At 38.4% G+C, this 19,314-nt stretch carries 24 protein-coding genes; 10 read left to right on the top strand and 14 right to left on the bottom strand.

Annotated features, from left to right (window positions below; translation table 11 throughout):
* Positions 1-51: 51 nt before the first annotated feature.
* From CO050_05480 to CO050_05440, 9 genes are all read right to left on the bottom strand, one after another.
* Positions 52-402: a YraN family protein gene (locus tag CO050_05480; protein ID PJC30723.1), complete on the bottom strand. Its 351-nt coding sequence runs from the start codon at positions 400-402 to the stop codon at positions 52-54.
* Positions 392-1,918: a magnesium chelatase gene (locus CO050_05475; GenBank protein PJC30722.1), complete on the bottom strand. Its 1,527-nt coding sequence runs from the start codon at positions 1,916-1,918 to the stop codon at positions 392-394. The genes CO050_05480 and CO050_05475 overlap by 11 nt, the downstream gene beginning before the upstream one ends.
* A gap of 4 nt (positions 1,919-1,922) precedes the next feature.
* Entirely contained in the window at positions 1,923-2,579 is a 657-nt protein-coding gene (locus CO050_05470; GenBank protein PJC30721.1) for a hypothetical protein, read from the bottom strand.
* Between the two features lie 63 nt (positions 2,580-2,642).
* Entirely contained in the window at positions 2,643-3,164 is a 522-nt protein-coding gene (locus CO050_05465; GenBank protein ID PJC30720.1) for a hypothetical protein, read from the bottom strand.
* A 5-nt stretch (positions 3,165-3,169) separates the two neighbouring features.
* A complete protein-coding gene (locus CO050_05460; protein PJC30719.1) occupies positions 3,170-3,814 on the bottom strand; it encodes a hypothetical protein in 645 nt (214 codons plus the stop codon).
* A gap of 61 nt (positions 3,815-3,875) precedes the next feature.
* On the bottom strand, positions 3,876-5,342 hold the full coding sequence (locus CO050_05455) for a hypothetical protein (GenBank protein PJC30718.1): 1,467 nt from the start codon (positions 5,340-5,342) through the stop codon (positions 3,876-3,878).
* A gap of 100 nt (positions 5,343-5,442) precedes the next feature.
* Entirely contained in the window at positions 5,443-6,357 is a 915-nt protein-coding gene (locus CO050_05450; GenBank protein PJC30717.1) for an EamA family transporter, read from the bottom strand.
* 101 nt (positions 6,358-6,458) lie between these two features.
* A complete protein-coding gene (locus tag CO050_05445; protein PJC30716.1) occupies positions 6,459-6,950 on the bottom strand; it encodes a diacylglycerol kinase in 492 nt (163 codons plus the stop codon).
* Positions 6,938-7,318, bottom strand: a complete 381-nt coding sequence (locus tag CO050_05440) for a hypothetical protein (protein PJC30715.1) — start codon at positions 7,316-7,318, stop codon at positions 6,938-6,940. Before CO050_05440 ends, CO050_05445 begins: the two co-directional genes overlap by 13 nt.
* A 29-nt stretch (positions 7,319-7,347) precedes the next feature.
* On the opposite strand from CO050_05440, the gene CO050_05435 reads away from it, so the two are divergent.
* On the top strand, positions 7,348-7,602 hold the full coding sequence (locus CO050_05435) for a hypothetical protein (protein PJC30714.1): 255 nt from the start codon (positions 7,348-7,350) through the stop codon (positions 7,600-7,602).
* A 125-nt stretch (positions 7,603-7,727) separates the two neighbouring features.
* Here CO050_05435 and CO050_05430 read toward each other — a convergent pair whose 3' ends face one another.
* The 4 genes from CO050_05430 to CO050_05415 all read right to left on the bottom strand — a co-directional run bounded on the left by CO050_05430 (position 7,728) and on the right by CO050_05415 (position 11,929).
* Complete coding sequence (locus CO050_05430; GenBank protein PJC30713.1) at positions 7,728-9,686, bottom strand: hypothetical protein; 1,959 nt, start codon at positions 9,684-9,686, stop codon at positions 7,728-7,730.
* A gap of 2 nt (positions 9,687-9,688) precedes the next feature.
* On the bottom strand, positions 9,689-10,822 hold the full coding sequence (locus CO050_05425; GenBank protein ID PJC30712.1) for a hypothetical protein: 1,134 nt from the start codon (positions 10,820-10,822) through the stop codon (positions 9,689-9,691).
* A 398-nt stretch (positions 10,823-11,220) separates the two neighbouring features.
* Positions 11,221-11,613: a nucleotidyltransferase gene (locus tag CO050_05420; protein PJC30711.1), complete on the bottom strand. Its 393-nt coding sequence runs from the start codon at positions 11,611-11,613 to the stop codon at positions 11,221-11,223.
* A gap of 7 nt (positions 11,614-11,620) precedes the next feature.
* The gene (locus CO050_05415; GenBank protein ID PJC30710.1) at positions 11,621-11,929 is read right to left on the bottom strand and encodes a nucleotidyltransferase domain-containing protein; all 309 of its coding nucleotides are present in this window, start codon (positions 11,927-11,929) and stop codon (positions 11,621-11,623) included.
* A gap of 178 nt (positions 11,930-12,107) precedes the next feature.
* Between CO050_05415 and CO050_05410 the strand changes: the two genes are divergently transcribed.
* The 9 genes from CO050_05410 (at position 12,108) to CO050_05370 (ending at position 18,312) form a co-directional block, all read left to right on the top strand.
* Positions 12,108-12,293 (top strand): hypothetical protein, encoded by a 186-nt coding sequence (locus CO050_05410; protein PJC30709.1) that lies wholly within the window; start codon positions 12,108-12,110, stop codon positions 12,291-12,293.
* A gap of 9 nt (positions 12,294-12,302) precedes the next feature.
* The gene (gene thyA / locus CO050_05405) at positions 12,303-13,250 is read left to right on the top strand and encodes a thymidylate synthase (GenBank protein ID PJC30708.1); all 948 of its coding nucleotides are present in this window, start codon (positions 12,303-12,305) and stop codon (positions 13,248-13,250) included.
* A 3-nt stretch (positions 13,251-13,253) separates the two neighbouring features.
* The gene (locus CO050_05400; GenBank protein ID PJC30707.1) at positions 13,254-13,937 is read left to right on the top strand and encodes a hypothetical protein; all 684 of its coding nucleotides are present in this window, start codon (positions 13,254-13,256) and stop codon (positions 13,935-13,937) included.
* A 134-nt stretch (positions 13,938-14,071) separates the two neighbouring features.
* The gene (locus CO050_05395) at positions 14,072-14,278 is read left to right on the top strand and encodes an RNA-binding protein (protein PJC30726.1); all 207 of its coding nucleotides are present in this window, start codon (positions 14,072-14,074) and stop codon (positions 14,276-14,278) included.
* A 90-nt stretch (positions 14,279-14,368) separates the two neighbouring features.
* The gene (locus tag CO050_05390) at positions 14,369-16,150 is read left to right on the top strand and encodes a hypothetical protein (GenBank protein PJC30706.1); all 1,782 of its coding nucleotides are present in this window, start codon (positions 14,369-14,371) and stop codon (positions 16,148-16,150) included.
* A gap of 185 nt (positions 16,151-16,335) precedes the next feature.
* Entirely contained in the window at positions 16,336-16,839 is a 504-nt protein-coding gene (locus CO050_05385; protein ID PJC30705.1) for a hypothetical protein, read from the top strand.
* 19 nt (positions 16,840-16,858) lie between these two features.
* The gene (locus tag CO050_05380; GenBank protein PJC30704.1) at positions 16,859-17,647 is read left to right on the top strand and encodes a hypothetical protein; all 789 of its coding nucleotides are present in this window, start codon (positions 16,859-16,861) and stop codon (positions 17,645-17,647) included.
* A 42-nt stretch (positions 17,648-17,689) separates the two neighbouring features.
* Positions 17,690-17,932, top strand: coding sequence for a hypothetical protein (locus tag CO050_05375; GenBank protein PJC30703.1), 243 nt, complete (start codon positions 17,690-17,692; stop codon positions 17,930-17,932).
* Positions 17,917-18,312, top strand: coding sequence for a hypothetical protein (locus tag CO050_05370; GenBank protein ID PJC30702.1), 396 nt, complete (start codon positions 17,917-17,919; stop codon positions 18,310-18,312). The genes CO050_05375 and CO050_05370 overlap by 16 nt, the downstream gene beginning before the upstream one ends.
* 227 nt (positions 18,313-18,539) lie before the next feature.
* On the opposite strand, the gene CO050_05365 is transcribed toward CO050_05370, so the two are convergent.
* Complete coding sequence (locus CO050_05365) at positions 18,540-19,301, bottom strand: putative folate metabolism gamma-glutamate ligase (protein PJC30701.1); 762 nt, start codon at positions 19,299-19,301, stop codon at positions 18,540-18,542.
* Between the last annotated feature and the right edge of the window lie 13 nt (positions 19,302-19,314).

Genomic DNA, 19,314 nt, shown 5'->3' with positions numbered 1-19,314 from the left:
TTCCCAAACTCTTTGCTATCAACTTCGAGAACCCGCTTCTCGAAGTGGTTGTTATTGAGTGATGTTTTCATAGTAGTCAATTGTTTCACTGGATAGGAGGATAGATATGATATCAAACTGGTATGAAGAATTAGTGTAGTTATGCTGCACGAGAAAAGCTTGGGCTGTGCGCAGGAGCTTAGCTAATTTACGCCGGTCAACTGCCTCATAACCATATCCGTGACTATTGCTTTTACGGGTTTTAACCTCAACAAAATGTAAAGTGTTATTTTTTAGAGTGATAATATCTATTTCACCAAAACGCTTATAGTGGTAGTTGGTTGCAATAATCTTATGATTTTGTTTAATTAAATATTGAGCAGCGAGTTTTTCGCCTTGCTCGCCTGTATTTTCAATGCTCATTTTTGCGGTATTGGAGGGCTTCGGCGATGTGCTCAGTTTCTATACTTGTGGACCCCTCCAGATCAGCAATCGTGCGAGATACTTTAAGAATGCGATTAATGGTGCGAGCAGAGAGCTTGTAAGTATTGCCGGCATCGGTGAGAATGGATTTTGCTGTATCATCGATGGCACAGTAGTCTTTAATTTTAGAAATTGGTATTTCTGAATTGGTAATTGCACGGTCTCGAGCAAAACGCTTCTCTTGATGGCGACGCGCCAGGCTTACTCTTTTACGGATCAAGTCTGAAGGCTCAGCGTGATTAGCATCATCAAAGTTTAGGAGCTTTTCAATTTTAACTGGGTCAAGGCTAATAAACATATCAATCCTGTCAATTAAGGGACCGGATACACGGGCGCGGTAGCGATTAACGGCAGAAAGTGAACAATGACATTCTTTGATGTTGGTGCCATAGTAACCGCAGGGACAGGGATTTTGACTGGCTACAAGCATAAATTTAGTGGGAAAAGTTATGTTGCCCATGACACGACTGATTGTTACTTCACCATCTTCCATAGGCTGGCGGAGACTTTCGAGAACTGCTCTTGGAAATTCAGGAAACTCGTCTAGGTAGAGTACTCCTCGATGGGCGAGTGAAATTTCACCTGGCTTAATGCGTGTACCTCCTCCAATAAGCCCAGCTTTACTAATGGAGTGATGAGGTGCACGCACAGGACGAGTAGAAAGAATACCATCCTTGTTCAATCCAACAATCGAATGAATACTAGAAACCTCCAATTGCTCCTCATGGTTTAGGTCGGGGAGAATGGTAGGAAGGGCTTTTGCGAGTAAACTTTTACCACAACCTGGAGGACCATCAAGTAGTATGTTGTGTCCTCCGGCAGCAGCAATTTCAATCGCACGCTTGGCAAGTTCCTGACCGTGAATATATTTAAAGTCTATATCATCTTTGGCAGATTTTACATAATTATGATTTTTCCCTGTTGCCTGGGCATATTCCAAAGTATCCTCTTTAAGGAAATTAACAAGCTCAGACAAGCTGTTTGTTGCAACATAGGTTAATCCACGTACTATTTCTAATTCGCTTAAGTTAGCTGTTGGGGCAACCATTGTTAACTGTTTTTGGTGGCAATACACGCTCGCTGGCAGTACCCCATGAATACCGCGAATATCACCGCTTAAGGAGAGCTCACCCAAAAAGACATGGTTATTGATTGAGGATTGAAACAGCTGTTCGCTGGCCACAAGAATTCCAAGGGCAATGGGCAGATCATAAATAGGGCCTTCTTTGGGGATATCTGCTGGAGCAAGATTGACTACGATTTTCTGGTTAGGAAACTCAAATCCACTGGACTTAATTGCTGAACGTACACGCTCACGTGCTTCTTCAACAGCCTTACCCGGTAATCCAACTATCTCAAAACGAGGAAGAGCTTTACTCTCAATATTCACCTCAACATCAATAAGATTAGGAGTTAGACCTACCACCGCAACCGAATTTACTTTGGCAAACTTCATAATATTATCTCACTTCGAGAACCCGCTTCTCGAAGCGGTCTATAGTATTAATTTTAGAACTGACAAATTTTTCGTAAACTTCTGGTTTAATCAAGCCCCAAAGCAGTTCATGATTGCATATTTTATTATCGCGCTTGCCAATTGCATCAAGATAAGAAGACCACGGATACTCCTCAATGCGGCGGATGTTTAGTTTGGTGCTCACGATGGGATTAAGGTGAATATAGCGGCTAACCTGTAAAAATGCTTCATCTGTATCAACTAATTTAGCCTTAAACCTCCCTAACCACAGAGTGCCGATACGGTTGGCGTCCTTGTTATAAATGTGAGTAAATGACTTGGATAATCTCTCAAGGTATTTACTAATGCCATTATCCGAGAGTTGCTTAATTAGGAGGTGATAGTGATTAGGCATAATGCAATAAGAAAGAATCTCAACAGGAGTCACTTCGAGAACCCGCTTCTCCATATTTTTGTAGCTTAAGTGCTCTGAGAAAGGAATATTAAATTTATTGTAGTGACCAACTAATTTTAGAAACAAACTAGAATTTCTCGAATTAGAAAATGGAGAAATACCATCAATAGTACAATTATAGACATGATAAATTCCGTCTACAGCAAGCGTGTCGTTACCGATACCTTGACCAAGTCGAGTGGGCATTATATATATTCTAGCACATATACCTCAACTAAGGATCTGATACTTAGTTACTTTGATGATAAACTAAAGTTTAGTGGTTTCACTATCTAGAGATTTTAGCTCGGTCTCATAATCACCAGCGTTGAGACTATTTAATTCTGCATCAATTACTTCTAAGCTTGTGTCATCGGATACCGTAGGAACTTGTTCAATCGTAGGCGTTGCCTGTGGCACTGGTGTACCCGTAGGTGGTATATCTATTCCTTCCATTGACTCATTATCAGATGAACCTACTCCACTAAATACTGTTTGTTGAAGTATAAAGTAGCCACCAACAAGTACAAATATTAACAGAACTGCTACAACCACCCAGATTAAAGGACTAATGCCTTTTTTTTCTGGAATTTCCTCAACAGAACTACTTTCCATTGGCTCTTCAATAATAGGTGGAGGAGGCTCCACGGGTCCAGTCTCTTCAACTGGCAAGGGTATTGGCTGAGTTGGTTCGACAACAGGGTTTAGATCTGCTTGGGAAGAAGGGGCAGTATCTTCTGCTATTTGTGGCTGTAAATTTGTTGGTGGGTTTGGTTGATTATTTGGATCCATATTGTTTATTTAATAATATCATCCACAGCTGACTCGCTGGCAGATGGTTGTATTGGTGCTTGTTTTATCAACGCTCTAGCAGCTTGAACCGCCTCTCTTGCAGACTTTACCGCTTCACGAGCTACTCCCAGATCTGATCTCAACTGTTGATTAGATACCTGCGCAGCGCTCCTTAAATTTGACTCATCAGTAATAGTAATCACATAGCTCTGCAATGATTGATTGTCCACAGCGATACGCGCTGAGGTAATCGCCTTGGAAGCTGCAGCTGTATCTGCACTATGAGTAGCAATCTTAGCTAGAACTTCTTCCAATCTATCTAAAACTTGGCTAAAGTGTGTCGTCCAGCGCTCGTTAATATTTGGGTATCTATTGTTTAAGTTTTCTAATATTGTGGCTTTTTGCTGGTCTTTCATCTCTGCCAGTTTAGCTTGAAAACTAGCTCTTCTAGCTTCTTGCGTAGTTTTTAGTTCTAAACGTTTTGCATCTATTACGACTTTTCGCTCATTTGCTCTTACAGCGCGGTTTGCTCGAACCTCATCCAGTTTTGCGGAGCGACTAGCTATACCATCTTGAGCGTAGACAACAGTTAAAATGGGAAAAGTAGCAAGAATCAATATAGTTAAAGATATAGGCAGAACTCTTCTCATGTATTCATGATAACAAAGTCTGACGGGTGAGTCAATAGGCTATTTTGTAACCATTCACGATTTAACAAAGAGAAGGATATTTCTCACTAACTCCTTGGCAAATTGCCTCTTTCAGTTGTACAAAGAAGTCAGCTTCTTTATCTCTGTAGATTGTCTGCACTACACTGGCTAGTATGGCTGTTGTCTCCATACCAGAGTAGGTATCTGATCCAAATGATACTTTCCTAGATAGTACCAGTTGGCGGAGTTCTCTTTCTGCTAGATTATTAGTTCCATTTGGGCTATAGAGAAGGGCATTTATTAGTCCTTCTTTTTGGAATCTTACTCTGTTTTGTACCTTTATTGCGGATTCTTTTGTGAGCTTCTTTTTAAGTACTGCTTCTATTCGTAGAAGTAATTCTGTCTTTTGTAGTGTGTTCTTAAGATGGTAAATATCTACCAGCTCATCTTTGAGTTTTACTACTTGTGAGCCTTTTTTTTCTTTGTATGCTTCCTCATGAGCAAAGCGTAATAGGTGGGACCAGCAGTACATAGTCTTATCTTTAGAGATTTTGCTATACGAGCAATATCCATCATGCATTGAGTAAGAAGAACTATTACCATACATATCCTCAAATATTCCCTTACCTCTGGATTCAGCAGAGTGGTAAATGGTGACATTTTCATTTGCCATTATCCAGATCCAGGCTGGTTTGGCTCTAACTTTCCAGCCTGTTTCATCGTTGTACATGATGTGTCCCTTTTTAACTATCTCTTTTAACTTGTTATATCTGCTTTTAAGATACCTCTTTGCTTGTTTAAGAAGACTTTCTACTCCTGATGTTGAGATGGTAAGTCCATAGCCTACTTTTAGCACCATTGCTATTTTTGACAGTGATAGACAGCATCTGTACCTTAGCAAGAGAACCATCATGAATGTATTAATGCCGTATTCCGTAAATGGAAGACTGCGCTCATCTCTGGCAGAAACCTCATTCTGGCAGTTCCCACACCACTGTCTTTCAGAATCTAGTATTAGTTTTACAAGGTTGGGATTTATTACTATATCTAAAAGGATTTTAGCTCTAGTACTGTTTGTGCGGTTTAAGGGATTTTTGCATTTAGTACAGTGGGTTGCAAACAATCGCTTATGCTGGTAACTGGAGTAATCCTCATGCATTTCTCTGTTGGTATTATTGTGCCCCTCTTGTCCTCCTTTTAATTTCTTTGAAATATTGGGGGTTTTAAAGTTGCCGTGGTCAAAGAGAGAAACTTGGTATCTGTTATTTGTTTTAGTTAGCTTTTCTATCTCTTGTTTTAAAAAATCATTTTCTTTGCGTATCTTACGTAGTTCTTCCTGGAGCTTCTTATTTTTTTCATCCAAGGTACAAGCCTTCTCTCTCCAGTGGTCTTGCCATCTTATGGCATCAGTAATCTGTCTTCGTAAGGGCTTTAGCTCCATTCTGTACTTATTCAGTACTCCCATACAATAGTTAACTTGCTCTTTTTGGGGAATATGACTTGGTAGAGTAAATGGAGTAATTTGCATGGCTTATTGAAGCCTAACACAATTTACCACAGGTCTGTCAAGTCTGCATTGGTGTTAAGGCTGATTTAAGGCTGGTTTTGTTAAATCGTGAATGGTTACGCTATTTTTTACTGTAGCGGGTGATCTTGAGCATTGAGAAGATCAGCACAACAGCGCCAATGATCTGGGTTGGTGAGAGAACTGTTCCACGGATAACAAAATCTAAAACTATAGCAGATAGAGGCCAGGTTAGCTCATAAATAGTAGATCGTCTTGCCGGAATTTTTTGTAGCCCCTTATAGTACAGCGTTAGCGCAACTAAACCAGTAGATAATGTAATTGCCAACAGCATCAATACTTGCATAACTGAGATCTGTGACAACATTTCGCTGGATCCTGTAGCAAAAACCAAAGCTAAAGCAATCGGAACAGTAAAGAAAAAACGCATGCCTGTCGCAAATACGAAGCTTGCTTTTTTGAGAACATGTTTAGACAGTGCCGTCGAGCTACCCCAAAAAAATGCAGCTACTAAACTTAAACCAGCTGCAATTAATGTTTCAGTTCCAGATCCAAGGTTAACGTGTAAGTTAGGAAAGCTTACAAAGTATACAGCTATAACTGCAAGTAGTGCATATTTTATAAAATAGGATGTTAATCGCTCCTTAAGCAAAATTGTTGCCAGTAGTATCGCAAAAAATGGCTGGGTTTGCTGAAGTAGAACTACGACAGAGAAAGGAATAAAATTAATTTTGACAAGTGCCGCTGTATAAGCTAGGGTACCAAGTGTACCCGAAAACAGTGCAATAGCTATCATTATAAGCCAGTCTCGTTTTGTAAATATGCGCCCACCATATCTATGGGGAATTAAAAAGGGCGAAATTATTATCGCGCCAAATAGTGCTTCATAGAAAATAATAATAGTAGGGGGCAGAACATATAGGGATTGGCGCAAAACTCCATCAAAGCTCCATAGCAAAGCCGCCAGTATAACTAGTAGTGCTCCAAAGATGTGCGGCATTTTAAATCTTTCTATCATATGTACTTATTCCAATTATGATTACATTATATGAAAGCTGAAATCCATAGTCAATCTAAGCGAAACAAGGCGAGGCCTTTCATGCAATGGATGGCCTCGCCTTAAGTTGAGCGTAAAATTATGTAAGTATAGGGAATTGCCCCTTCCAAATGGGTCTCTTTTGAGACGACGCTCCTAAAGGCGCTGTAAGGCGGGAAATAAGCATCAGCTGTAGGATCACTCATGTCCACCAATGTTAAAAATAACCGATCAGCCAGATCTATAAATTGCTCATAGACTTTAGCTCCACCAATCACAAATATCTCATCAAAGCCAGGTGATTGCTTGGCAATTTCAAGTGCGCTGCTAATATTTGTAGCAAATATCAAATCTTGCTGTTTGCTGTTTGCTGTTTGCAGTTTGCTAGTTAAAACTATATTAGTTCTTTCTGGTAAAACTCTTCCAATCGACTCATAGGTCTTTCTTCCCATGATAACTGGATGATGACTTGTAAGCTGTTTAAAACGTGGGAGTTCTCCAGGTATGTGCCATAATAATTTATTATCTTTACCAAGTTCGCGATTATTACCAATAGCTGCAATTATGTTAAGCATAAACGTATTTTATCAACATCTTTTTGAATTTGCTCAATTAAAAGCTCTGGAGAATCAAATAATTCAACTTTACGGATGAACTTAACAATCTCAACTTTCAGACTAATTGGTTTCAAATCGCTTTTAATATCTATTAAATGGACTTCCAAAGAAGGTTTTGTCTGGTCAAACACAGGAGCAGGTCCGTAGTGCAAAGCCCCCATAAAGTGTCTATCGTCACACCTCACCCAGCAAGCGTGTACACCTTCTGCAAGGTCAAACCCTGTTGGAATTTGCATATTTAAGGTCGGAAAACCCAGTTCTTTACCACGGCTTGCACCTTTTATTACCTTTGCCCTAAATTTTACATGCGCATTCACTATGTAAATTTACCACACATGGGTGATATAATAAACCCATGAGGAACTGGAATACAGATATAAGTAAATTTAAGTCCAAAAAAGATAAAAAAGTATGGGAACTTGTTCAGAAAATCGAGTATGGGCTTGAGGGAAAACCACTCTTAAAAAAGGAAGTTATAGTATACTGGAATAGTATTAAAAATAGCATTTCGTCTGAAAATAGACGCCTATTTGAATTTTATTTATGGGGAAAAGCATACTCACTACCAACCAATCTAAACTTTTGGAATCGGCCTCAACCTCTGAATTAATTACGTGGAAGTTTTAAAACCCGGTTTTAAAATTATGAACCCGCAGGGTCAAACCCTACGGAGTCAGTAAGCATATACATAGGCAAATTCAACCAGCCCTTTGATATCGGTCTCAACCTGTTTATCTATAATCGTTGATCAAGAAACTCAACATATTTCTCTATTTGCTCTGTTGTAAAAAAGTCCTTAAGATCAGTACCAGGATAGTCACCGTTCGGGTCAGTACAAAGCTGAAGTTCGCGCAGAACTGTTGCAGGATAAAAACAGGCGGGATGCGAGAATACAACAATTTCACCGACATCTGGACTCTGCATGACTCTGATCATTGCCAATGGCAGATCTGCTTGGTGAAGCTGTAAGCTTAAGTGGTGCCTTTTGCCTGCTCCAAGTGTCAAATTTTGATATTCCCAAGCGGCAACACAGTCAGGCATAAATTTTTTGTAATATTGTACAATATCAGGTCTCACTCTAAGTCCTTGAATCAATTTTTTTATATTCTGTGAATCTGGTGGCCTGCTTTGTTCTTGATTGAATACAAACAGTCTTGTTGAATTAGGCATCATAACAACTGTACTGTCTAGAGCAGCACTGTTAATAATGATATTGGCAGTGCGTCGATCATCTGGGTCTGCATACAGATGATCCATGAGCTTGGGTGTTTCAGGTGTGTCAATAATCCATGAATGAAAATGGTGTTTGTATCTTGCTACACGGTCAGATAGAGGGGCAGTATCAACACGATGCATATCTTTAAAAATTAATTGGGTAGCTCTATTCACTGAGTCTCCAACAGGAATAAGGTCAACATATCTATCGGGTTTGGGTATATCAACTAAAGTTGATTGAGATTTAATGTTAAATAACTCGATAATTTGTTGCACAAACACCGAATCGGTCTTAATTCTACTTTGCATCTCGTCAGAAGTCATTTTACCTAGAAGCGACACAAAATCACTTTGGATTCCAAGTACGTCAGGCAATCCAGATCTGATAAGTGATCCAAAAGCAAATACTGGATTAGCTGTCAAAGCAATCAAAACCTCCCGTGCTATGTCTATTTGTACTCCTTCAGTTAACTTTTTCTGTTTATAAACATCAATTAAGTTATGTATTAGTAATTGACGATATACTTCATCAAAAGTAGCACTTTTAACTCGCTCTGCTAGGTCTACAGGTGCTGGATTAAATATCTCTTGTCTAATAAGTGAAAGCAGTGCATAGACCGTTTGCTCAAAACTTCGATAGAATGGATTTCTTATTTGAGAAGGCAAAAGCGTAATGTCAATTTTTTTTATCAGAGATTCGAATGTATCAATTATCACAAAGCGTCCCAGATCTTCTGATTCTTTACTTGTGTCGACAGCTATATTTACATAAACACCGTCTTTTTTTAAACTCAAATGATCTCCATTACGAAAATCTCTATCTTGTTGATCTTTAGTTGGTAAATACGCAATATCAACATTACACGGTGTGCTTCCATCACTGGGATCTAAAGTAACTCTTAATATATCCATACCTTCGTAGACACGATAGATATGCGTCTCAACGCTAAAACCAGATTTTATAAGTTGAGCAAATCCGGGTCTGATTAAGTCTAACACTTCAGGTATGGTCGTGGACCATCTAGTTGGATCAAGTTTAATATCAATATCATGGATTCCAATTTTAAATCCACTAAGTACGGAAGTTACAAAGTCAGGGCTTCCCTTGGGCATATTCTCAGCAACATCTGCTAATACTTGCCAAGTTTGATCAACTATTCCTGGATCATAAAATAATTTTCGAGCAACACTTCCTTGCAGTTGAGCAAACTCTACATATTGATTATCTTGAATTGAGTTATTTTCTATACTAGGCGTCGAGGTTTGTAAAAAGTAATCAGCTAAAGGATTCAAGATAATCGCAGCAGCACTGCCCATCGTGTGTTTCCAGTTTTCTGATTGGAGAGTAAAAGCGTGATGAATAACTTCGTTAAGTGATAGAGGTTTTTCCGTAAAATCAATATCACCTTCAATTTGCTCAATATTAATCATACGGGCAACGTATGGATAGGGAGTGAACAACTCTTCAGATAGAATCATAGCTAAGAAGTGACCGCAAACTTATAACCTTTATTACGAACAGTTATGATGCAGGATTTGGGGAAGCTTGCTTTAATTAACTTACCTCTCAAACGACTAATTAACTGCTCAATACCCCAAATTGAGAATTTATCCTCTGCATTATCCTTCCAGATTAAATCAGCTATTTCATCCTTAGATAATATTTTCCCACGATTCTTATAAAGCTCTATTAACATTAATTGTTCATTTGTGGAGAATAGGCTTGTAATTACAATGTCATTTGCCTTAATTATTTTACCCTCAATGGATATTTTAGGTTCTTGTTTTTGACTTAAAACATATTCAGCTAGTATGGGGATAGTGAGCTTATTCTTGTCAACTAGATTTACTCTATGAGCAAATTTTTTAAAATCCTTATTAAAGTCCTCTTTACAATTAGCTATAAGAGCCAGATTTTTTTGTTCCTCCCTATTAAATGCGCTAAAAATCTCCTTCAAGCGATACTCAATTGACGGATATAATAAAAGCTCAGCTTCTGTTGTATATTTTTTATGTCTGTATAGCCGTAGGGTTTCCTTCAATAGCCACAACTGACCACCACAGATATTTACAATATGCTTACAAATATTTTCTGGCAGTTTCATGTTCCACTCGCTAGCTATAGCATTAAGAAAGCTAATTGCATCCTCTCTTGAATAATAGGGATAATAATAAATTCGGCTAAAGATATAAGACTGAATAAATTCTCTTGCGCGCTCACGATGTGTTAAGTCAGATTGAGCAAGAATAATCGGACGCATTTGGGGATATTCCTTCTGCCAAAACAATAAATTATCCAATAGAATCGTATTTCTGGTGTCAAATAAATATTCAATATTAGTTAAAAGTAATCCAAAAGGCTTTTTTGAATTTAGCATTTTTGCTTTTTTTAGTTCATTCTTAATATCCTCCAAGTCCTCAAACTGCGAAGAAAATCTAATGTGTATTAGGGGAGGAAACTGATCTTGGTAGTCCTGTACCAATTGTAAGGTTCTTTGTAAGATTCCATTCTGGGGAGCAGCAATGATTAATCCAGGCTCACCCGACTCAATTATAGTTTTACAGTTTTTAACAAACTCCGGATAGATAGAAGGGACCCAATATTTATATTTCACCTCCTGATTATACTATAAGCCTTTTCATCTGACAAAAAAGAGTCAGATTAAAAGTCAGGTGATTAATACAATTCGGCTATAAACTCAGTGTTAACAAAATGAGTCAGGAGGTGTATTAATATCAAAGATATATTACAAATTTTACCAGTTGCACGTTTAGAAGATTGCGTCTTTGTTAATCAAAGAAAAGTAGGTGGGACGGTTATTGCGGACATGTGGACAAAAGGAATAAAGAAAGTAGAAGCCCAAGCACTCATTGCGGGTCTAGCAATGAATAACTGCTATACCTGTTCAGGTCGAGAAGAAGGTTGTAAGCCAAAGTTTGATTATGACACAGATCCATGGTCAGTTAATCTAAATTGGAACACAAGTCTAATTGAATAGATAGGTAAGAACATTTAAGGACCGTCCTTATATGTTGGTGTTTTGGTAATTTTATCAAGCACGGCTTTTAGCATTTGTAGATATTCAGGAAGTCTGTGATAAACTATATCAGCAAGTTCCTGTCTATATATGTGAACTAGCTCATTACGATCTGTTATCATCTGCATCCAATTTTCATCATATCTTAATATACCTAACTCAAACATGGTGCGTATACATGAACGAGGCGAGTTGCACTCCAAACCTTCAGTTTTGGCATATAACTTCATCAGTTTCCATCCTAGATCAAAGCATAGTTCAAACCGTTTGATAGCTGAGTCGCGAATGTATTCGCTATCTTCCTGTTTGAGCGCATCGTCGAGTTTTTCAAGAGCTTTTTTTATATCACTAAGTATTTTTTTGTCCATGATTCAATCAATTAAGGTATTCTATGTATCGCTTAGCAACAGTTTTAAACTTATTATCAGCAGTGGTAAAATCAACCAAGTCTATTGAGTAAAGAATCGGAAGCTTGTCAATGGCTTCTAGAATCTTCAACCTGGTTTCAGGTGATATTGGTTTATATCCTTCAATGCCCAGATCGATATCAGAGCGTTCCATATTGTTTCCTTGCACTCGAGAGCCGAACAAAAAAATCTTGTGTTTATTAAGATCAAGATAATAACTCATAAGTTTGAGCAATTGACACTTTAATTCTTGCTGATCTATATATTTAATATTCACAAGAACGATTTTAACATATCACGACTAAATATAATAATAAAAGATCTGAGGACCAAGTTAGAATAGTTGAAAACTTTGGTTTATAAATGTTAAAATAGATATCATGAGTAAAACTACAAAGAAACAATCTAACGGTAGAGTTGCCACAAAAAAAGATATAGATCAGCTTTAGGCTAGAATGGCAACCAAGCGGGAACTTGAAGCTCTTGATGGTAAACTTGAAAACAGAATGCGAATGATGGAAGGGAATATAAGAGAAGATTTTGACATTAAGTTGGAGGAAAAATTTATTAAATATACTGATAAAGTTACTAGAGGACTAGATCAAGTGATGGGAGAGCTTGCCAACATTCGTACTGATTAGCCTATAATTATGTCTGATCAACATTCTGAATATCAATACCTAGAACTTCTCCAAGACATCCTGGATAATGGCGCCTGGAAAAAAAGCCACTCGACTGGGGTGGGCTTAAAAAGCGTCTTTGGCAGGCAGATTCGCTTTGATTTATCCGCCGGCTTTCCACTTTTGACAACCAAGAAAGTATTCTTACGAGGGATTATTCATGAGCTAATCTGGTTCTTGTCAGGTTCTTCATCTATCAAATATCTAGTAGACAATGACGTGCATATCTGGGATGACTGGGCATACAAAAACTATCAAACAGCCATGAAAGAAAAAAAGGTCAAAAAGATGGATCTAGAGGAATTTGCCGAAAAACTCAAAGAAGACGCTAAATTCTCAGATAAATGGGCAGATATTGGACCTGTTTATGGAGTTCAGTGGCGCAAGTGGCCCGCCGAAGGAGGTAGAAAGATTGATCAGTTAGGTTGGGCGCTAGAAAAAATAAAAACCAAGCCGATGAAAAAGCACTATGTTATCTCTGCCTGGAACGCTGGATCCATCTATGAAATGGCTCTTACTCGCAAGGCATCTATGGCTATTGCCCCTTGCCACACCATGTTTCATATAAACATTACAGGTGATAAGCTTTCGCTTCAGCTCTACCAGCGCTCTGCAGACATGTTTTTAGGTGTTCCCTTTAATATCGCAAGCTACGCATTATTAACTATCATGCTGGCCCAAGTTACTGGGTATAAGCCAGGGGATTTTGTGCATACTTTTGGCGACGCGCATATTTATGAAAATCATTTTGACCAGGTAAGGCAACAGCTAAAGCGTAAACCAAAACCTTTTCCCATCATGACTCTTGACCCATCTATTAAAAACATTGATGACTTCAAATTTGAGCATTTCAAGATCGAAAACTACAACCCTCACCCCCCAATCAAAGGCAAAATCACTGTGGTTGGAGGATTTTAATCAATGACAAAAAATAAGAAGGGAAAGCTGGTTGTTTTGGACGGGGGAGATGGGTCGGGAAAGAGTACCCAGGCAAAATTACTAGTAGCACGTCTTAAAAAGAGAAAGATACCTGTTAAATTTTATAGTTTTCCAAGATACGAAGAATCCTTCTTTGGTAAACTCGTTGGGCGTTACTTGCGAGGCGAATTTGGACAGATAGACCAAGTTTCTCCATACTTAATTGCCCTTGCTTACGCGGATGATAGAGCACAAACTAGAGTAGAAATGGAGGGGTTCTTAGAAAAGGGGGCAGTTGTGCTTTGTGACAGGTATACCACCTCCAGCCAAGCCCATTTGTCAGCAAATCTACCTGAAGCTGAGCGTAAAAAATTCATTAGCTGGGTTGATGAGCTAGAGTATGGTCAGCATAAAATGCCACGCCCTGACAAAGTAATTTATCTCTACGTACCCTGGCAGGTGGGTCGAAAAATTACTATTAAAGGCGCTAATTCTCGGGCGTACTCTAAGTTAGAAGATATTCACGAAAAAAATAACCACCACCGAGTAGAGGCAGAAAAAATGTATTTAAAGTTTGCCAAAGAGCATAAAAACTGGAACATGATAGATTGCGTTAAAAATGGTAATTTGTTACCAATAGAGGATATTGCAGGGAAATTAGACAAATTAATCAACTTGGTTGTATAATATAAATATTAGTCGGTGGGGATCTTTAAGGTCTACTAAAAGATACTTCTGCTAGATATAACTACTGGAGGTGAATATACTTGAATAATTCAAAACTTTACATTGGGAACATTGCGTATACCGTTACGACTGACATGCTTCGAAAACTATTTGAAGAGGTCGGTAAGGTAATAGATGCAATCGTTTTAACAGATCGTGAATCTGGTCGCTCACGTGGTTTCGGCTTCGTCGAAATGAGTACACCTGAGGAAGCAAAAGCTGCAATAGAGAAGTTTCAAGAACATGAGTTCGAGGGACGTAAACTAATTGTTAATCTTGCAAAACCTAGAGAAGATCGTTAATTAATACCAGACAAGACAGGGTCAAACCCTGTACAACAGGGACAACAGGGTTTGACCCTGTCCGGTATTATGTCATGATACAATAGTCCTGTGAATAGTATTCTCCGGATTATCAAAATAGCTAGGCCGTTTCATAAGCTTATTTATATATTAGGCTTATTGATTCTTGTTTCCTCCTTAATTGATGTTACAGCTTCAGTGCTTATTAAGTTTGTCATCGATGAACTTGAAAAACAGTTAACATCAGGAACTGGAAGCTTATCTATTGCTTTCAAACTGCTAGCATTAATGTTCTCCTTAAACGTAATTGCCGTAATTATTGAAGCAATTTCCCTTAGAATAGGTGACTATACAAGTGGAAGAATCGGAAAATTTCTAACAGAAAAATTTTATCGCAAAATATTTACTCTTTCCCAGTCGTATTTTGACTCAGAAATATCGGGTAAAATAGTTAGTCAATTATCACGTGGTATCCTGTCTTTAAAGGATTTCTTAGGTGCTCTAACTAACTTCATAGTCCCTGCACTTGTTCAGACAATATTTTCCATTGGAGTACTGGCTTATTTTAATATGACAATTGCTCTGTTGACATTTGCAACTTTTCCAGTTTATATATTCATAAGTCATATTTCTACAAAAAAATGGGGAGAGTATCAAGTAAAGAGAAATAAGATTGAAGACGTTACGCGCGGAAGAATTCAGGAAGTTATAAGCAACATTCGTTTAGTCCGAAGCTACGGAGCGCAAAATAGTGAATACAGCTTCATATCGGACAGCATGGGGAATAGCAACAAAATTTATGATAAGCAGTCATTAACATATCATGTATTTAATTTTCTGCGCAATTTAGGCCTGGAAACGGCCCTAATAGGCGTAACATTTATTATTATCCGCCAGACCTATCTGGGAATTATGACTTTCGGAGAATTGGTGCTAATTATTCAGCTTCTAAATAGAATGAGGCGCCCTTTGTTTGCAATGAGCTTTATTTTAGAAAGAGTTAAAACTGCTGAAACCGGATCCAAAGAATATTTTGAAATACTGGACCTTGAATCTGTCGAAGATTTTAATCTCGAAATAAGCCCAAACTCCTCAAAAATAGTCCTAAAGCCAACTATTGAGTTTAAGAATGTATCTTTTGACTATACAAAAGGAAAGGATGTTTTACAAAGTATCTCTTTTTCTGCCATAGGACCAGAAACTGTAGCATTGGTAGGCCACTCCGGGGCTGGAAAAACAACCATTACCAATCTAATTCTTAAATTTTATGAACCAACAAAGGGTAGTCTTCGCTTAAACGGGATAGATTACTCCAAGCTAACTCACGCACAGGTTCGTGAGCAGGTCTCACTGGTTTTTCAGGATAGCGAGCTATTTTCTACCACAATTCGTGAAAATGTTGCTTATGGAATGCCGTCAGCTCAAGATAGTGATATTGAAGAAGCGCTCAAACAAGCAAATGCCTGGGAATTTGTGAAAAAGTTTACCAAAAAACTTGATGAACAGATAGGGGAGCGAGGGGTAAAATTATCAGGTGGTCAAAAACAGCGAATACAGATAGCTCGTGCAATCCTTGCTAACCGACCAATACTAATTCTTGACGAGGCAACAAGCTCGCTTGACGCCAAGTCCGAAAAGCTTGTGCAAAATGCTTTAGATATCCTCATGAAGGATAAGCTCGTTCTAATCATAGCTCATCGTTTTTCTACCCTCCAGAACGCAAATCGAGTAATTGTTATTGACAAAGGAAGGGTTGTAAATATTGGCCAGCCAGGAGAATTAGCTCGTGGAAAAGGAGTCTACGCAGAGCTTCTCCGTTATCAGATTGAGGGTAACCAAAAACTGCTGGAAAAGTATGATCTGAGCGGTTAAGCCCGCAAACACAAGCTTAAGTAAGGCTAAGCCTTACTTAGTTAAATCCAAAAGGTGAGGAGATAGATTGTTGTTATTAAAGTTATCACTGTAACTAACTGCCAGACCACTTGGTAAAAAACCAAATTGCTCATGGCAGACACATTATACTATCCAACTCTTTATATCGGGTTATAATAGCCCTCATGTCCAAAATAAAAGTATTAATTCTAGCTGGGATTCTTGTTTTAATAATCGGAGCCGTAAGAGGATATACAGGTTATTTTGATGATATTGCTTCCATCAATACTATATACCCAACCACGACTCCGTCGCCCACGCCCACCCTAACCCCAACTCCTACCCCCACAATGACACCCACTCCCACCCCAACACTCGTGCCACCCACACCTACCTCTCTACCAGTAGTTAATTACGAAGAACTCTTTGAAACATACGCAAACCACTACAGTGTAGATAAAGATATTCTTAAAAGAATAGCTATCTGTGAATCTAAACTCAATCCAGTAGCAGCAAATGGAGACTACCTAGGGATCTTTCAGTTTGCTTCAATAACTTGGCAAGTAACAAGAGCTTCTATGGGACTAGATTCTAATCCAGAGCTTCGTAACAACCCAGAAGAATCTATCCGCGCCGCCGCCTTTAAGATAGCTAGCGGGGGAGAGCGCGCCTGGCAAAACTGTCTATAAGAGGTGCTATAATCTTTTTATGAAGTACAAAGCCATCGTCTCTGACTTTGATGGGACTCTTGTTGGAAAAGATCAAGATATTCCAGAACCAGTCATCCAAGCAATAAAAAGCTTCACAAACAAAGGTAATATATTTTCCATCGCTACGGGGCGCATGTATGCTGGACGCATTGAATCACAAGTAAAAAAGTTAGGTCTAAAATCACTCCAAATAACGAGAGTGGGCTCTGAAATAGTGGATATTATAGGAAAAGTCATCTGGGGAAAATATATTAAAGATAACGAGGCAAAAGAAATTGTTGACTATCTAAAACAGAAAAACCAAAAATTATATGTGGATAAAGACGTATCAATCTATACTGATGAAAACATAGGAACAGAATATGGTAGACAAGTAAAACCTTTAAGCTCGCTTGAATATCTAAAAATACCCAAAATAGGAGTGCTGGGTGGTAGCTTAACTAAGTTCGAGGCTGAAAATTTAGTCAAGGACATGGGTGATAAATTTCATTACATTAATATTTTTGCTGCTCATAATCCCAGAGGCTGGGGATTAGATATTACCGCAACCGGAGCGACCAAACAGATAGCTCTATTAGAGTGGGCAAAACTTAATAACCTAAAGCGGGAAGATATTGTGGGAGTTGGGGATAGTTATAATGATTACCCTTTGCTTACAGCTTCCGGAGTTGGAGTGGCTATGGGAAACGCGGTTGACGAACTTAAAGAAATTGCAGATTTCATAGCTCCAACACAAGAAGAAAGCGGAATATTGGAAGTTATCAATAAATATTTTCAAGATAAATAATATTAATTTGACAATATTATTTATCTACATTATAATAGAAATATGCAACATGTAGTTTCAATCACAGGTCAGGGTCAGATGACAGTACCTAAGCTGGTTCTTAAGCAGTTTAATATTAATGGAGCAACTAAGGCTATCCTTGAGCGGAAAGGTGATATACTTACAGTCCGACCTAAGAGAGATTTCTGGCAACTAGCTGGATCGCTTAAGACAAGTATTAGTTTGTCTAATCAGCAACTGAAAGAAGCACGAAATTCATTTGCAGTTAAATGGCCTCAAAAATAACACCAGAAATAGTAGACACAAATATATTACTTCGTTATTTAGTTGGAGATGAGCCTAAACAACATCTTCAGGCCGTCAAATGGTTTAAGGAAGCAAAAAGAGGCAAACGAAAATTAAGAATACCAGCAATTGTTATAGCTGAAACTTGCTTTGTTCTAGAATCATTCTACAAGCTAAAACGAGAGTCTATTGCAGAGGCGCTTGAGATATTAATAAGTCAGAAGTGGATTAAAATAACCGAGCGCAAAGTTTTACTTTCTCTCTTTGAATACTATCGGCAGGGTCTTCATTTTGTTGATAGTTATCTCCTTAGCTGGAGTAAGTATAACAATGAGCCAATTCTTACTTTTGACAAACAACTTCTCAAAAAGGTCAATTAAGCTAATTAACCTCCTAGCGTGTCATCAAGGCAAACATTGCAAGGATAGCTATGCCACCCAGAACTATGAGCAACACATCCTTTGATTGCGCTTGAGCCTTCTTAGTGTTTCTTTTGTGGACCGCAGTTTTTTTGCGTGCCACCTTTTTCTTTTTAGGCATAAACTCATTATACACATATTTCCAAAAAAATCGCAAGTTCTTATCAAAGGACTGTCCTTTGATGAATTTATCTTTTACCTTTTTCCCATGGGGCATTTTTTAGCAGTGGCCAGAAAATGTCTTCTTCTCTAGAAATTTTAAGTAAGGATAGCTCTTCTTGGGTAGGGTTTCTATCCTGAAACTTCACAAACGGAATATCTGTTATTAAAGCTAGGGGAGTCTGTTCACTTGCTCCACCCATCACTACATCAGAGGCAGCTGCTAATCCTTCGATATTGCTTTGATGGGTAACTTGCAGGTTATGGCCAAAAATATCTGGCTTACCAATATAGTTTCTAGTGGCTTCAAACCCGCTATGTGCAAGACATAACCCAATAACTCCCCAGACAAAAGGCACTACATGACTATCTGTGATAATCACCCCAATCTCTTTTCTGCCGAATCTAGTGGTTAAGTACTCACGAATTTTATTCGCTGACGCTTGTGGTTTTTCTGGCCAGAGAACAAAATAGCCATTCCCGTTAGACTCATCGATCCCAGCTGAAGCAATTAGCTTATTATGCGTGATAGATACACAAAATCCATAAGGATTATATTTTCTTGGAACAAACACTTGGGAGTCCATTGCTACAAGAGCGTCTTTTTGTAAAGAGTTAGACTCGTCAATCTTAACTAACTGCCCTTCACAGATAGCTACAATTTTGGAAGTAACAGCAAGTACGCTTTGTTCTGGGATATCATCAATATATTTATCCAGTACCTTTTCTAGCGAATCGTCCTTAGCTGTAATCTTATGAGTTTTAATTGTTCTAACCAGCATAGTTAGCATTATACTTTAAGTT

This window comes from Candidatus Roizmanbacteria bacterium CG_4_9_14_0_2_um_filter_38_17 (genome assembly GCA_002788855.1).
Classification (GTDB): Bacteria; Patescibacteriota; Microgenomatia.
This window is presented reverse-complemented; position numbering and strand designations above follow the sequence as displayed.